Annotated in this window: 13 protein-coding genes; 5 read left to right on the top strand and 8 right to left on the bottom strand. The window is 53.0% G+C overall.

The annotated features are described in order from the left end of the window. Window positions 1-20: 20 nt before the first annotated feature. Both P0X86_RS23630 and taeA read left to right on the top strand, forming a co-directional pair. On the top strand, window positions 21-827 hold the full coding sequence (locus tag P0X86_RS23630; RefSeq protein ID WP_277746616.1) for a DUF92 domain-containing protein: 807 nt from the start codon (window positions 21-23) through the stop codon (window positions 825-827). Window positions 828-892: 65 nt separating this feature from the next. Then, entirely contained in the window at window positions 893-2830 is a 1938-nt protein-coding gene (taeA, locus tag P0X86_RS23625; RefSeq protein WP_277746615.1) for an ABC-F type ribosomal protection protein TaeA, read from the top strand. Between the two features lie 85 nt (window positions 2831-2915). On the opposite strand, the gene P0X86_RS23620 is transcribed toward taeA, so the two are convergent. From P0X86_RS23620 to P0X86_RS23600, 5 genes are all read right to left on the bottom strand, one after another. Further along, complete coding sequence (locus P0X86_RS23620; RefSeq protein WP_096776061.1) at window positions 2916-3950, bottom strand: M42 family metallopeptidase; 1035 nt, start codon at window positions 3948-3950, stop codon at window positions 2916-2918. 38 nt (window positions 3951-3988) lie between these two features. After that, window positions 3989-4315: a LapA family protein gene (locus P0X86_RS23615; RefSeq protein WP_009594827.1), complete on the bottom strand. Its 327-nt coding sequence runs from the start codon at window positions 4313-4315 to the stop codon at window positions 3989-3991. Between the two features lie 111 nt (window positions 4316-4426). Next, window positions 4427-6217, bottom strand: a complete 1791-nt coding sequence (gene pepF, locus P0X86_RS23610; RefSeq protein ID WP_015736703.1) for an oligoendopeptidase F — start codon at window positions 6215-6217, stop codon at window positions 4427-4429. Between the two features lie 202 nt (window positions 6218-6419). Then, entirely contained in the window at window positions 6420-6602 is a 183-nt protein-coding gene (locus tag P0X86_RS23605; RefSeq protein ID WP_015736702.1) for a hypothetical protein, read from the bottom strand. A gap of 3 nt (window positions 6603-6605) precedes the next feature. Continuing rightward, the gene (locus tag P0X86_RS23600; protein ID WP_009594800.1) at window positions 6606-6839 is read right to left on the bottom strand and encodes a hypothetical protein; all 234 of its coding nucleotides are present in this window, start codon (window positions 6837-6839) and stop codon (window positions 6606-6608) included. Between the two features lie 196 nt (window positions 6840-7035). On the opposite strand from P0X86_RS23600, the gene P0X86_RS23595 reads away from it, so the two are divergent. Beyond that, window positions 7036-7233, top strand: a complete 198-nt coding sequence (locus P0X86_RS23595) for a cold shock domain-containing protein (protein ID WP_006211711.1) — start codon at window positions 7036-7038, stop codon at window positions 7231-7233. A gap of 193 nt (window positions 7234-7426) precedes the next feature. Here P0X86_RS23595 and P0X86_RS23590 read toward each other — a convergent pair whose 3' ends face one another. Further along, complete coding sequence (locus P0X86_RS23590) at window positions 7427-8617, bottom strand: MFS transporter (RefSeq protein WP_015736701.1); 1191 nt, start codon at window positions 8615-8617, stop codon at window positions 7427-7429. A gap of 249 nt (window positions 8618-8866) precedes the next feature. On the opposite strand from P0X86_RS23590, the gene P0X86_RS23585 reads away from it, so the two are divergent. Then, on the top strand, window positions 8867-9949 hold the full coding sequence (locus P0X86_RS23585) for a tetraprenyl-beta-curcumene synthase family protein (RefSeq protein WP_096776059.1): 1083 nt from the start codon (window positions 8867-8869) through the stop codon (window positions 9947-9949). 21 nt (window positions 9950-9970) lie between these two features. Next, window positions 9971-10942: a 6-phosphofructokinase gene (gene pfkA / locus P0X86_RS23580; RefSeq protein ID WP_009594803.1), complete on the top strand. Its 972-nt coding sequence runs from the start codon at window positions 9971-9973 to the stop codon at window positions 10940-10942. 135 nt (window positions 10943-11077) lie between these two features. Here the strand turns inward: pfkA and P0X86_RS23575 are convergent, their stop codons facing one another. Beyond that, on the bottom strand, window positions 11078-12454 hold the full coding sequence (locus P0X86_RS23575; protein WP_277746614.1) for an MATE family efflux transporter: 1377 nt from the start codon (window positions 12452-12454) through the stop codon (window positions 11078-11080). A gap of 267 nt (window positions 12455-12721) precedes the next feature. After that, window positions 12722-13933, bottom strand: coding sequence for a putative glycoside hydrolase (locus P0X86_RS23570; RefSeq protein ID WP_277746613.1), 1212 nt, complete (start codon window positions 13931-13933; stop codon window positions 12722-12724). Between the last annotated feature and the right edge of the window lie 188 nt (window positions 13934-14121).

Here is a 14121-nt window from a genome sequence, read left to right as displayed (position 1 = left end):
TATTATGGGAGGGATCGCGGATGGATTGGCTGATCGGGGCAGCGGGTGCCGTCATCGTGGCAGGAGCCGCTTACAGGAAACGATCGTTATCGGAATCCGGAGCCTTAGCCGCTATTCTGATGGGTACCATATATTACGGAGCAGGGAACGCGTTTTGGTTCGGAACCCTGCTTCTTTTTTTCATAACGTCCACGCTGCTCTCGCGGCATGGGAAGCAGCGGAAGGCGGACCTGGAGAAATCCTATGCCAAGACCGGCCGGCGGGATGCCGGTCAGGTCTTCGCCAATGGCGGCATCGGCATGGTGCTGTGTCTGTTGAACGTATGGATTCCGTCCCATCTGTGGGTGTACCTGTTTATAGGCGTTATGGCTACGGTGACGGCGGATACCTGGGCCACGGAGGTGGGCAGCCTTAGCCGGAAGCCTCCGCGTTCCGTGCTGAACGGAAGGGTGCTGACAGCCGGGGAATCCGGCGGCGTGTCCTGGGTCGGCTCCGCGGCGGCGGCGGCAGGGAGCATGCTGATTGGGGCAGGCGGATGGCTGCTGGCCGAGTGGAGCGGCATGAATGCGGATCTGTTGCCGTATGTCCTGGCTGCCCTTGCGGGCGGCGTGGTCGGAGCTTTTGCCGATTCGTACCTCGGTGCGACCATGCAGGTAATGTATCGCTGCCCGGCGTGCGGCAAATCGGTGGAAGTGTCTCGACATTGCGGCCGGGATACGGTGCGCATGCGCGGACATGCCTGGATGTCCAACGATGCGGTCAATCTGGTCAGCTCATTGCTTGGCGGCGCGGCAGCTTATGGGATTGCGGCGTGGATTGCGTTATAATGTATCCGTCTTACCGATGAAGGAACGATCAACGAAATCTATAAATGTAAGTAGGGATCATAACTATGAATATATTGACCGTGGAACAGGTAACGAAAAGCTATGGAGACAAAATTCTGTTTCAGGATGCTTCCTTCGGGATGGAGGACCAGGATAAAATCGGGATCATCGGCGTAAACGGCACGGGGAAATCCACGTTTATGCGCGTTATCGCGGGGATTGAGCCGCCGGATGCCGGTAAAATATCGATGGGCAATCGCATCCGGGTGCGTTATCTGGCCCAGAACCCCGAGTTTGATCCGGACAATACCGTCCTGCAGCAGGTATTTGAGGGCGATCTTCCAGAGATGAAGGCGGTCCGGGAGTACACCGAAACGATGGAACTGCTGGAGCTGCATCCGAATCGCGAAGACCTGCAGCAGAAGCTGCTGAAGCTCAATCAGACGCTGGATACGCTGCAGGCGTGGCAGCTGGAAAGCGATGCGAAAACCATCCTGTCCAAGCTGGGCATCCGGAATTATGACGCGAAGATGGGGACGCTTTCAGGCGGTCAGCGTAAGCGGGTCGCATTGGCTGCGGCCTTGATTCAGCCTTCCGATTTGCTTATCTTGGATGAGCCGACGAACCATATCGACAATGAATCCGTGGCCTGGCTGGAACAGTATCTGCAGAAGCGCCGGGGTGCGCTGCTCATGATTACGCATGATCGGTATTTTCTGGACCGGGTGGCCAATGTCATGCTGGAGCTGGATCACGGGCGGCTGTTCCGATATGAGGCGAATTACAGCCGCTTTCTGGAACTGAAGGCGGAGCGCGAGGAGCGTGAGGCTGCTTCCGAGCAGAAGCGCCAGAATTTGCTGCGGAACGAACTGGCCTGGATTCGCCGAGGAGCCAAGGCGCGTACGACCAAGCAGAAGGCGAGGATCGAACGATTCGAGAAGCTCAAGGATCAGGAGATGGTACACAGCTCCGGCGAACTGGACGTCTCGGTCGCTTCTACCCGGCTGGGACGAAAAATTCTGGAGATTGAAGGTCTGCGGAAGAAGAGCGACGACAAAGTTCTCATTCAGGATCTTTCCTACATTGCCGTTCCCGAGGATCGGATCGGCATCGTTGGCCCGAACGGCAGCGGCAAATCCACGCTGCTCAATCTGATTGCCGGGCGGCTTCAGCCGGATGCCGGGGAAGTCGTGCTTGGCCCCACGGTCAAGCTCGGTTATTTCACCCAGGAGCATCAGGAGATGGACGGCAGTCAGCGAGTGATTGAGTATATCAAGGATGAAGCGGAGGTTGTCCGCACGGCGGACGGCTCGGCCATTACCGCGGCCCAGATGCTGGAACGCTTCCTGTTCCCGCCGGCGCTGCAGTGGACGCCGATCGCCAAGCTGTCCGGGGGCGAAAAGCGCAGGCTGTACCTGCTGCGGGTGCTGATGAGCGCTCCGAACGTGCTGCTTCTCGATGAACCGACCAATGATCTGGACATTCAGACGCTGTCCGTCCTGGAGCAGTACCTGGATGAATTCCCGGGCGTCTGCATCGTGGTATCCCATGATCGCTTTTTCCTGGATCGAACGGTGGACAAGATCATGGCGTTTGAGGGCAACGGACAGATCCGTGTCCATGTCGGCTCTTACAGCGAATATGCCGAATGGATGCAGCGCCATGGCGGCGAAGCCGCCGGGGGCAAGGCGGAAGCATCCAGTGCCAAGCCTGCTTCGGGAGGCTCAGGCAGCGGTTCCGCTCAGGAAGCGCCGCGGGAGCGCTTGAAATTCAGTTATAAAGAACAGCGGGAGTACGAGCAGATTGACGGTCTTATCGAAGCCGCCGAGAACAAGCTCGCTTCGATTCAATCGGAGATGGAGACCGCCGGCAGCGATGCGGCCAGGCTTCAGGAGCTGATGAAGTCCCAAGAGGAGACGGAAGACGAGCTGGAGCATTTGATGGAGCGCTGGACCTATCTGAACGAGCTTGCGGAGAAGATTGAGCAGAGCAAGAAATCTTGAATATGCAAGCGTAACACCAATAATAAAGGGGCGTCCCCAGGCTTATGGCCTTGGCGGGACGCCCCTTTTTCTGTAGGGAGATGACTTATTTCACGTAGGCAGCCAGCAGCTTAACGGTGTTAAGAATTGCCTGTTTATGCGTTCTTTCCATCGCATGGGATGCATGAACGCCGGGACCGATCAGCGCAGCCTTGATGTTGCTGCCGGCGGAGAGCGCCGCGGATGCATCGGAGCCGTAATGCGGGTACACGTCCACCGCATAAGCAATGCCTTCGCTTTCAGCCAGCTGGATCAGACGGCTGGTCATGCCGTAGTCGTAGGGACCGGAAGAATCCTTTGCGCAGATGGATACATCGGTTTCCTTGCAGCTCAGGTCATCGCCGATGCAGCCCATATCGACCGCAATCAGTTCATGGATGTCGGCAGGAATGTAGGCGGCGCCATGTCCGACCTCTTCATAGTTCGAGATGAGAAGCTTCACATTGTAGGCAGGCTTCCAGTTATCCCGTTTCATGCTTTCGAGCAAGCCGAAGAGGGCGGCGACGCTGGCTTTGTCATCCAGATGGCGCGATTTGATGTAACCGCTCGGCGTAATGACCGCACGCGCATCAAAGGACACAAAATCACCAACGCCGATTCCGAGTTTCTTCACATCTTCGGCAGACTCCACCCATTCGTCGATCCGGACCTCCATATGGGCTTCCTGGCGCTTGAAATCACGGGCATCGCTGTACACGTGAACGGAAGGATGCGTGGACAGGATCGTGCCCGTATATTTCTTGCCGCTGCGCGTATGGATGATGCAGTATTCATTCTCGATGCTGTTCATCATGTATCCGCCGACGGAGGTAAGCCGGAGCGTACCTTCCGATTTCACGGCACGAACCATGGCGCCGAGCGTGTCCACATGGGCGCTCAGGCCGACGGTTCGGCTGCCGTCTTGTCCGGGAACGGACAGGATGGCTCCGCCTTTCTCATTCCATTCCAGGGAAACTCCAAGCGAAGCGGCTTCCTGCTCGATCCGCTTCATGATGTCGTGGGTATATCCGGTAGGGCTCGGCGTATCCAGCAGTTCTTTTAGCAGGTCCAGCACGTAAGTTTCATTCGGTTGTATCGACACGGGTTGTTATGCCTCCTTGGTTCGATGGGACAGCCTTCCTATTCAACGGGAGCGTCCTTCTGATCTTTCTTGTTTTCCTCTTCCGCAGCTTGTATTTCAGGGGTGTATCCCGTTACTTCACGGATATGTATGAGCTGCTCCGCTAACGAACGGATTTCCTTCTGCATTTGATATTGACGGTAAATCCCGAACGTGCCGACGATCAGTCCCCCGATCAGCGAGCATCCGATAATCAGCAGAATCAGCGGTACGTTGACGGTGCCGAATAACAGGTTCACGGCAACCGGATTGACATTGATGACGGCGAACACAGCCGTAATCAGGGCAAACAATAAGGCTGCGATTAACGACCATTGAATTTTCATGGGGAACACCTCCTTCCTCCAAACAGTATAAAATCCCTCGCCCGTAAAGGGCAAGGGATTTTATTCCACCGGTCAATTGAGATTCGCTTAAGCCCGCGAAAGCAGGGCTGTTTATTTCGTCAACTGCTCCATCTGGTTGATGACGTCTTCAAACACGCTCATCGCCTCACGGATCGGCTCCGGAGAAGACATATCCACGCCGGCCTTCTTGAGGATGTTGATGGAGTAGTCGCTGCCTCCGCTCTTCAGGAAGCCGAGATAACGGTCAACGGCAGGCTGGCCTTCCTCCAGGATTTGCTTGGAGAAACTGGTCGCAGCCGAGAAGCCGGTCGCGTATTTGTACACATAAAAGCTGTTGTAGAAATGAGGAATCCGTGCCCATTCCATGCCGATCTCTTTATCAACCTGCATGCCTTTGCCGTGATATTTCACGTTCAGCTCGTAGTAGATGTCGGAAAGATCCTGTGGCGTCAGGGATTCGCCGCTTTCCACGCGTTCATGCACGATCTTCTCGAACTCGGCAAACATCGTTTGACGGAATACCGTCGTCCGGAATTGATCGGCATAGTAGGTGAGCAGATACATCTTCTGCTTCGGATCCTTGGCGTTCTTCAGCAGGTAATCCATCAGCAGCGCTTCGTTTGTGGTGGACGCCACTTCCGCCAGGAAGATGGTGTACTGCGCATCACGGTATTTCAAGGCGTTGTCGGAGTAGTAGGAGTGAAGCGCATGGCCCATCTCGTGGGCAAGGGTAAACATGCTGTTCAGGTTATCTTTATGGTTCAGCAGAACATATGGATGGGTGCCGTATGCGCCCCAGCTGTATGCGCCGGTCCGTTTGTTCTCATTCTCGTACACGTCGATCCAGCCGTTGTCATAGCCTTCCTGCAGGCTGCTGAGATAATCGTCACCAAGCGGCGTAAGGCCTTCCTTGGTCATTTGTTTCGCTTCCTCGTATGTGATATCCCATTTGTACTCTTCTACGAGCGGAGCGAACAAATCGTACATATGAAGCTCATCCACGCCCAGCAGCTTCTTGCGGAGCTCCATGTAACGGTGAAGGAGCGGCAGGCTCTCGTGAATGGTGTCGATCAGGTTCGTATAGACTTCCTTCGGAATGTTATCCCCATAGAGAGCCATTTCCAGAACGGAAGGGTACTTGCGGACGCGGGAGTAGAACATATTTTTGTTAACGTTGGCGTTCAGCGTAGCCGCAATCGTGTTTTTCTGCTTGCCGTAGGTTTCGTAGACGGCTTTGAAGGCACGCTCGCGAACCTCGCGGTTCGGGCTCTCCAGGAATTGAATATAATTGCCGTGCGTAAGCTCGACGTCCTTGCCGTCCTCGTTTTTGATTTTCGGGAATTTCATGTCCGCATTGTTGAGCATGCCGAAAATGGTCTGCGGTGCAGAGGAGAGGTTGCCGACTTGAGCCAGCAGCGCTTCTTCCGTCTTGGACAGCACGTGCGCTTTCTCCCGTTTCATCTCCGTCAGCGTGAATTTGAATTCCTTCAGGGTAGGGTCCTCGATCAGTTTATCCAGTTCCGCCTCGGACAGGGACAGAATTTCAGGCGTGATGAAAGAGAGGGCTTCTCCGGCTTCGACGTTCAGTTTTTTGGCTTTGGCGGTCAGTGCCTGATATGTAGGGTTTGCCGTATCTTCGTCATGGTGCATATGAGCGTATACGTATAAGCGTTCGGCATGGTATGAAATTTCGTCTTCGAGCTCGAAGCATTCCTTGATGGAAGCTGCGTTGTTTAACTTGCCTTGGTAATCGGCGGTCCGTTTCAGCAGATTCTTCAGCTCAGCAAAGCTTGCATCCCAAGCCTTTTGATCAGCAAATAAATCCTCGAGTTTCCATTGATGCTCTTTAGGGACATCAGCGCGTTTCAACAATTGTTCCATGGAAATCCTCCTAGAATGATATGGATTAGTTGGAGTCCGGGTTCCTTCAGACAAGACTTCGGAGCGGGCAGCGGATAGAGCTAGCAGGCAGATGGCAAGCGTAATGCAGAGCACCTTGGCGCCTCTCATGGCATAATACCTCCTCGAATTGAAGCATCCGAGCGATAGTATGCCGCGTACCCGCCACTTTCATCCTATAAATTTACGAGGAACCCAGATTCAAGAAACTGTATACAATAAGGTAAAAGGCAAACAAGATAAAGGCGACGGCAATCAGGGCCATCCCCCTTCTCAGTCTTTGGGGTATCCGATCCCGGTACATGATCATGATGGCACCCAGACTGAAGGCCAGAATAATGAAGATGACGATATTCGTATAATCCATCCATTACACCTGCTTAAAGGCAGCCATCATTTCTCTCCACTCATCTTCCCGGCCTTCGAAATCTTCTTTGGGAAAGCGGTTTTGAGCCCAGTGCATCAAGGCTGGCCGACTCATGAAGGTATGGGTCTCTTCACCCCACTGGTCGGAAATTTCGCGAAGAACGATGTATCGGCCCTGAACTTCGACCGTCATCATGTTCCACTTGTCTTTTTTGTATATTTCATGTTTTTTGATCATATGCATCTCCGTTTGCTACTTAGGCTTTTGGGTAAATGATAACGCACTCGCGGGCTTAAAAGCAAATCATCTTCTGATTAAAATAGTGTGCCGAAAAAAGCCCCTTAGGGTGAATTGACGGATTGCATTGTCAGAAAACATGGGATATAATATGGATATTCGCCATAGATGGCGGTATTTTTAGGAGGTTGTTCATTTGAAAGGTACAGTTAAATGGTTTAACGCAGAAAAAGGTTACGGCTTCATTTCCGTTGAAGGTGGCGAGGATGTATTCGTACACTTCTCCGCAATTCAAGAAGAAGGCTTCAAGAGTTTGGAAGAAGGTCAAGCGGTTGAGTTCGACATCACAGAAGGTAACCGTGGTCCTCAAGCAGCCAACGTAACAAAACTGTAAGCTAACTCCCGATACGGAGATCTTATAGAATTACCAAGGCATGAAGCACAGTTCTCTACCGAGAACTGTGCTTTTTTGTATTCTTTTGGGTCAAGCAGGTCTAGTCAGGATCAATCAAAGGCAGGTTCGGATCGATACCCGGTCCGTACTTGCCTTTATTGATCTTATACTCAGGAGCGTTTCGCGCTGTATTCTAGGCGCCGAATCCAGAGGTATGCATCTCCTCCGGCTTGGCGAAGAGGTGCCGGTAGATAAAGCCGAGGCAGGCAGCGAAGGACAGGAGGGCTGCAAGCAGGTAGAAGGACGATCTCCCCGCGGCTTCGAACAGCAAACCGCCGAAAGCTCCACTGAGAAGCCCTGAGACGCTGGACCAGAAAATAATGAAGAGCGCCATCCCGGTCGCCCGGTACTGCCACGGAATGATCCTGGTAATATAACGGACCGCGGTTACATAGAACACGCCGAAGGTAATGCTGTGAAGCGACTGGACGGCGAGCACCGACAACGGATCGGACGCCAGCGCCATGAGCAGGAATCGGAGCGCAAACATCAGGCTTGCAAAGCCGAGCAGCGGCAGCTCCTTCATCTTGTCTCCATACTTGCTCAGCAGGAAAAAAATCGGGATCTCGCTGGCAGCCGAGATCATCAAGGACCACCCGATAAGACCCTCGCCCGCACCAAGCCCCGATAAGGTGAGCGTCAGAAAGGCTTCATTCATGCGGTGGGCGATGGCAAGACAGAAGGTGCAGCCGAAAAACCACAATATTTCTTTCGAACGCAATATTTTGAGCAGGGCTGCCAGTTCCACAGGCTCTGATTTGGCCGCGACGCCATCGCGGATAAGAAAGGAGCATATGAGCGTAAACACGCCGATCCCGATGCCGATCGACAGCGCAGCCGAAGCGCCCGCTGCACCGATGGCATATCCAATGCCAAGGGCGAAGAACGCGTAGCCGAGCGAGCCGAATACGCGGATGACGGTAAAGCTGCGACCGTACCGCTGCGCCGTCTGGATGGCCATCGTATCCGCCAACGGATAGACCGGGTAGTAGAAGAAATAAAACAAGCTGATCGTAATCAATACAACGCCGAAGCTTGCAACCTGCCATAGGATAAGCATCGTGACAAGCTGCCCGATTATCAGAATGTTCATGATGCGCTTGATGGTCCGGTATTTGTCGCTTGTGTAGCTCCAAATCATGTTGGAGAACATGGATATCAACGGGCCGATGGCATACAGATAGCCGATCTGCGCGCTGCTGAAGCCGATCTCTTTGTAATAAAGCGGAAAATAAGAAATGACAAGGGCTGTCGTGCCGAATATCGTAAACATAAAGGCGCGGAGCCAATTCTGATCCGGTCTGGACGAAGCGGGAAGTTTCATGCTGGGGATCTCCGTTCTTTCATGAACCCGTGGACCGGTGGATGAAACGGCATTCGCGAAGTTCATGGTCTGTTGTTCAACTCCGACTAGTATATAACATATCGCTGATTGGAGATAGATGGATAATAGAATGCGTTAACGGCCGCCCCCCGTCAATGATCTGTGTTATTTGTGCAAAATGGGCGATCATATTATAATAGGTTTGATTTGGATAGGTATAAAAAGACAACCATGTGGAGGCAGAGTTCATTGAATAATCAAGAGCTAAGCCGTAAGGTTCCGCGCAGTCCGGTCGGGCTGATGAGCCGGGTGTACAAATTCATACTCCCGGAAGTGCGGAGCGAATTGGAGAAGTGGCGCCGGGAGGCTGAGCAAATTCCGGATGAGGAGCTTCGAAAGCAGGCACTGGCCAGTATAGATACCAAAAGATTTCACTGCCAGGGCGGTGCGGTGTATGCCGCAGCCAATCTGCCGGAAAAGCACATTCTCATTCCATTGATTGTAGCTTACCAGACAATTAGCGATTATCTCGATAATTTATGTGACCGCAGTACTTCGCTGGATCCGGCGGATTTCAGACAGCTCCATCAGTCGATGCTGGATGCCGTTACACCTGAAATGGAGCCGGCTGATTATTACGCGCTCCGGTCCGAAAGGGAGGACGGAGGTTATCTTCTCCGTCTTGTGCAGAAATGCCGGGATTGCATCGGGCAATTATCAGGATATGAAGCGGCAAAGCCCTACATAAGGGATTTGGCTGGGCTTTATGCCGATTTGCAGGTATACAAGCACATCCATCCGGATAAGAGAGAAGCGGCATTGCTTGAATGGTGGTCCCGGCATGCACACCGGACACCGCATCTGCGGTGGAACGAGTTTGCGGCTGCAACGGGATCAACCTTGGGTGTGTTCATGCTGTTCTTGGCTGCAACCGATCCGTTTCTGGATGACGAGGATGCATCGTCCATTCATGCGTCTTATTTTCCGAATGTATGCAGTCTCCACATTATGCTGGATTATCTTATTGATCAAGACGAAGACAGGCTGGGCGGCGATCTGAACTTTTGTAATTATTACGAAGATGCCGATACGATGCTGAACCGTATAGCTTCCATTGTTGAGTGGGCCCGGAAGGATGTCAGAACGATTCCCTCGACCCCTTTTCATCGTATGATCATTGAGGGGTTACTGGCGTTATATTTATCCGATCCAAAAGTCAGCGAGCAGCAACTGGTTCGCACCGTATCCAAACGTTTGATGAAGAAGAGCCCGATGACCCGGATTTTTTTCTACGTCAACAGCCGATGGATTCGTAAGCATAAGCATGAGTGACATTGAAGGAGGAAAAGAGACATGGCAGAGGTTAAAAAAATTGCAGTTCTTACAAGTGGTGGCGATTCCCAAGGGATGAACGCGGCGCTGCGCGCCGTTGTACGGAGCGGTTTGTATTATGGACTAGAGGTATACGGGATTCAACGCGGTTACCAAGGACTTCTCGAAAACGACATTATCAAAATGGACCTTCGCAGCGTAGGGGATATCATCCAGCGCGGAGGCACGATTCTTCGTTCCGCCCGTTGTGAGGAGTTCAAGACGGCGGAAGGGCAGCAGAAAGGCGCCGACATTCTGAATCAGCACGGCATCGACGGTTTGGTCGTCATCGGCGGAGACGGCTCGTACCAAGGTGCGAACAAGCTGAGCAAGCTCGGAATCAAAACGATGGGTCTTCCGGGCACGATTGATAATGATATTTCCTTTACCGACTATACGATCGGTTTTGATACAGCGGTCAGCGTCGTTGTAGACGCTGTAAACAAATTGCGCGATACGATGTCTTCCCATGCCCGCTCGTCGGTTGTAGAAGTTATGGGACGCCACTGCGGCGACATCGCCCTTCACGCGGGCCTGGCTTCCGGGGCGGAGACCATCCTGGTGCCGGAAGTGGAGTACAATCTTGATGAAGTGGCGACGCGTCTTCGCGAGAATTTTGCCAAAGGCAAGCGCCACAGCATCATTATCGTAGCGGAAGGCGTCGGACGCGGCGAGGACGTTGTCCACGATCTGAAAGAGTGCCATGCGTCAATCGATGCCCGCGTAACCGTGCTTGGTCATATCCAGCGCGGCGGAGCTCCGACTCCGTTTGACCGCAATTTGGCAAGCCGTCTCGGCGATTTTGCGGTTCGCAGCCTGATTGATGGCCAATCCGACAAAGGATGCGGCATCATCAAAGGCGAACTGGTCCTTACGGACATTGACAAGGTCGTTAACACCAAGAAGGAATTTGACCGGGATCTGTACGATCTGGCATTGCGATTGTCCCAATAAGTCCGTTTTGGCGATAACGATAAAAGACCGTCTCCATGGCAGAATCCATTCTGCTTGGAGACGGTCTTTTTTAGTATAAATGTTAGACCATCCTGATGTCGCGATAACAACTTCCGCGAAATGCGGTCCGTTGTCTTATGATGCGGATAAGGACGTTGCCTTTGCCTGGCCAGCGAACTTGCGTTGGACTTTGACCAGGCGCATAAGCATCAGGGCCGCGCCTACCCCAAGACCCGTGATCAACCCGATCCAGTAGCCGAAGGCTTGCCAATCGGTATAGTTGGCGAGCACGTATCCCACAGGCAGGCCAATGACCCAGAACGATAGAAATGCGAGCATAAAAGCGACGTTAACGTCTTTGTAGCCTCGCAGCGCTCCTTGGGTCGGCGTGGCGATCGCGTCCGAGATCTGGAAGAAAATCGCGAACAGCAGGAAATGCTGGATCAACGCCACGACCTCAGGCTCGTTGGAATATAAACCGGCAACCTGGCGGCCGGCCATAAACAGGACGACAGCGGTGATCAGCGACAGGATGACGGCCGTGCCGATGCCGAGCTTGGCGTACTTCCAGGCATCCTTCATCCGGCCCGAGCCGGCTTCAAAGCCTACAAGAATGGTTAAGCTCATGCATATGCTTAACGGCAGCATGTACAGTGTCGTAGCGAAATTCAAGGCGGCCTGATGCGCGGCAATGGTAGCCGTGTCAAAGCTGCTCATGAGCAAAGTCACCGCGGCGAAGACCGCGGTCTCGAGAAAAATCGAGAACCCGATCGGCAAGCCTATTTTTAACAGGCCCTTCCAAGCGCTCAGGGATACTCCCCGAAGCTGCCTGAAGATACCGAATGGAGAGAATGGGTGATTTCTATGGATGATGACGATGGCGATCGCCAGAACCGTCCAATAGGTAATGGCGGACGCCAGGCCGGCACCTACGCCTCCCAATCGCGGAAAGCCCCAGTAACCATAGATCAACAGGGCATTCAAGCCTACGTTCACCGGGAGGGTGATCAGCGTGATGACCATCGAAATTTTCGTTTGCCCGAGCGCATCGATGAAGCTGCGAAGCACGGTGTAGGCAAACAACGGAACGATGCCGATCGAGATGGCGGCAAGAAAATGGGAAGCAATCCGCCGAACCTCAGGCTCCAGGTTCATGGCACCAAGAATGCTCGGTACGACGGCATACCCGATCGCAAGGACGACGATGGCCAGTAAGACGGACAGCCAGAGCGCCTGGTTGACCTGATAGGCGACTTTTTGTTCCTGTCGTCCGCCGACGAGCTGCGAAACGATGGGGGTGATCCCCATGAGAATTCCGCTGAGTCCGGTTTGGACCGGAATCCAAATGCTTGTAGCGATGGCTACGCCTGCCAAGTCGACCGAGCTGAATTTTCCCGACATATTGGTGTCAAAAAAAGTAATGGCCGATAAAGCAAGCTGCGTTACGAGAATGGGGATGAGAATGATCGCGAATTGTTTCAGCTTTCCCCGTGTTGTAGTGGTCGGTTGCATTATGATTTGCCTTTCTTTCGTTGGAGTTTTATGACGCTGTTCCTATATTGTAGGACCCTGCCCTGAACGGGTACACGGCTTATTGAGCGGCAAGCCGTAACTCAACCAGCGTTTGAATCGGGGTGCTTCAGCTTGCTTGTTCAGGGCCGGAAGTCCGGCCCTAATCTTCATCATAGCATTGGCTGTCAAGAGAGGGGTTCACCATCGTTCAAACGGAAGAAAGGGCCGGCCATATTGATGGCCGACCCTTTCCAAACGAATGAGTGATTATTTATGAGTGACGCCTTCCGTATAACGGTTGGAAGCATTCCAGAGTAAGTATTCATCGACGTTCGTGTCTTTGAGGGCGCGAATCTGCTCCTCGATTTCCTTTTTGCCGTATTTGGCATAGTTTCCGCTTCCGAGCCAGCTGGCGGTAAAATCCTGAATCCAAGGCCGGATGATCGGCTTCTGCTCTCCCAGCTCATCGAGCTTCTTGTGGGTGTCTTCCATGGATCCCTTGATCGTCTGGTAAGGAGCCTTGTCCGGAACGGGGGAGCCGAACCAGCCCGCCGTGTAATGGCTTGGGTATACCATCGGGCTGATGATATCGACGTTTTTGGAGATTTTCACGAAGTCCTGCCCGATGCCTTCTGCCGCAGGCACGGAGGCCGCATAGCCGAAGATGTCAACGGAGACGCGGATGCCGAGCGGCGCGAGCTCTTCCCGGGCGTACTGCACAAAATCGGATACCACGTCCACGCGAGATTGATCCGTCTTGGTATATTTCAGGGAATCGGCCCGTTTCTCGAAACCTTCCGGAAAACGAACATAATCGAACTGGATTTCCTTGAATCCGAGTTTGGCGGCTTCTTTGGCGATCTCGATGTTGTAATCCCATACCTCTTTGCTGTACGGGTTGACGAAGCTGTCGCCGCCGCCGTTGGTCCATACGGTGCCGTCGCTTTTACGGAAGGAAAGCTCCGGGTTTTTCTTGGCGAGGATGGTATCCTTGAACACTACCACCCTGGCGATCGGATAGATATCGTGTTTCTCCAACCGCTTCATCAGCTGCTTGATGTCTTTGATAAACGGCTGGGATTTGCCGAGCTCCTTCAGTTTAGGATTATCGGTCTTGTACGTTATGTATCCTTCATCATCCTTGATGTCAATGACCATGGCATTGAGATCGGTGTTGTCCAAAAGATCCACCAGCTGATTCATTCTGGAGCCGCCTGCGCTATAAGCCGTTACATAAATGCCCTTGACTTTAGGCGCGTCGACCTGCGGATCGATTGCCGTCGTATTCGGCTTGATGCCGCTTTGCCCCTGGCCTTTGCCCTCGGTTTGGCCGTGGCCTTGGCTGTTGTTTTGGTGCATGCCTTGGATCATGGCGGTGTTTAACGAGGCCTGAAGTTTGGCGGTAAGATTGCCTTCCTGCGGACTGGAACTGCCTAAACCCGCGGATGCCAAGATGAATAAAGCCAAGATGATACTCATAATTACTCTCTCCCTTGTGTACATTCACATCATGATTATAAAGGAACGGTTGCCTTCAAAAAGAACAGGATTGTTACAAACGACAATAAATTGGAAACGGTGGGCGAGCGTACCTAGTTCATTAAACGGGTGAAGGGCGTTTTAAACGCTAAAGTTCGACATTAGCGGCAAGTTTACCGTGAACAACG

The organism is Paenibacillus sp. BR1-192, assembly GCF_029542445.1.
Lineage (GTDB): Bacteria > Bacillota > Bacilli > Paenibacillales > Paenibacillaceae > Paenibacillus_AQ > Paenibacillus_AQ lautus_A.
This window is presented reverse-complemented; position numbering and strand designations above follow the sequence as displayed.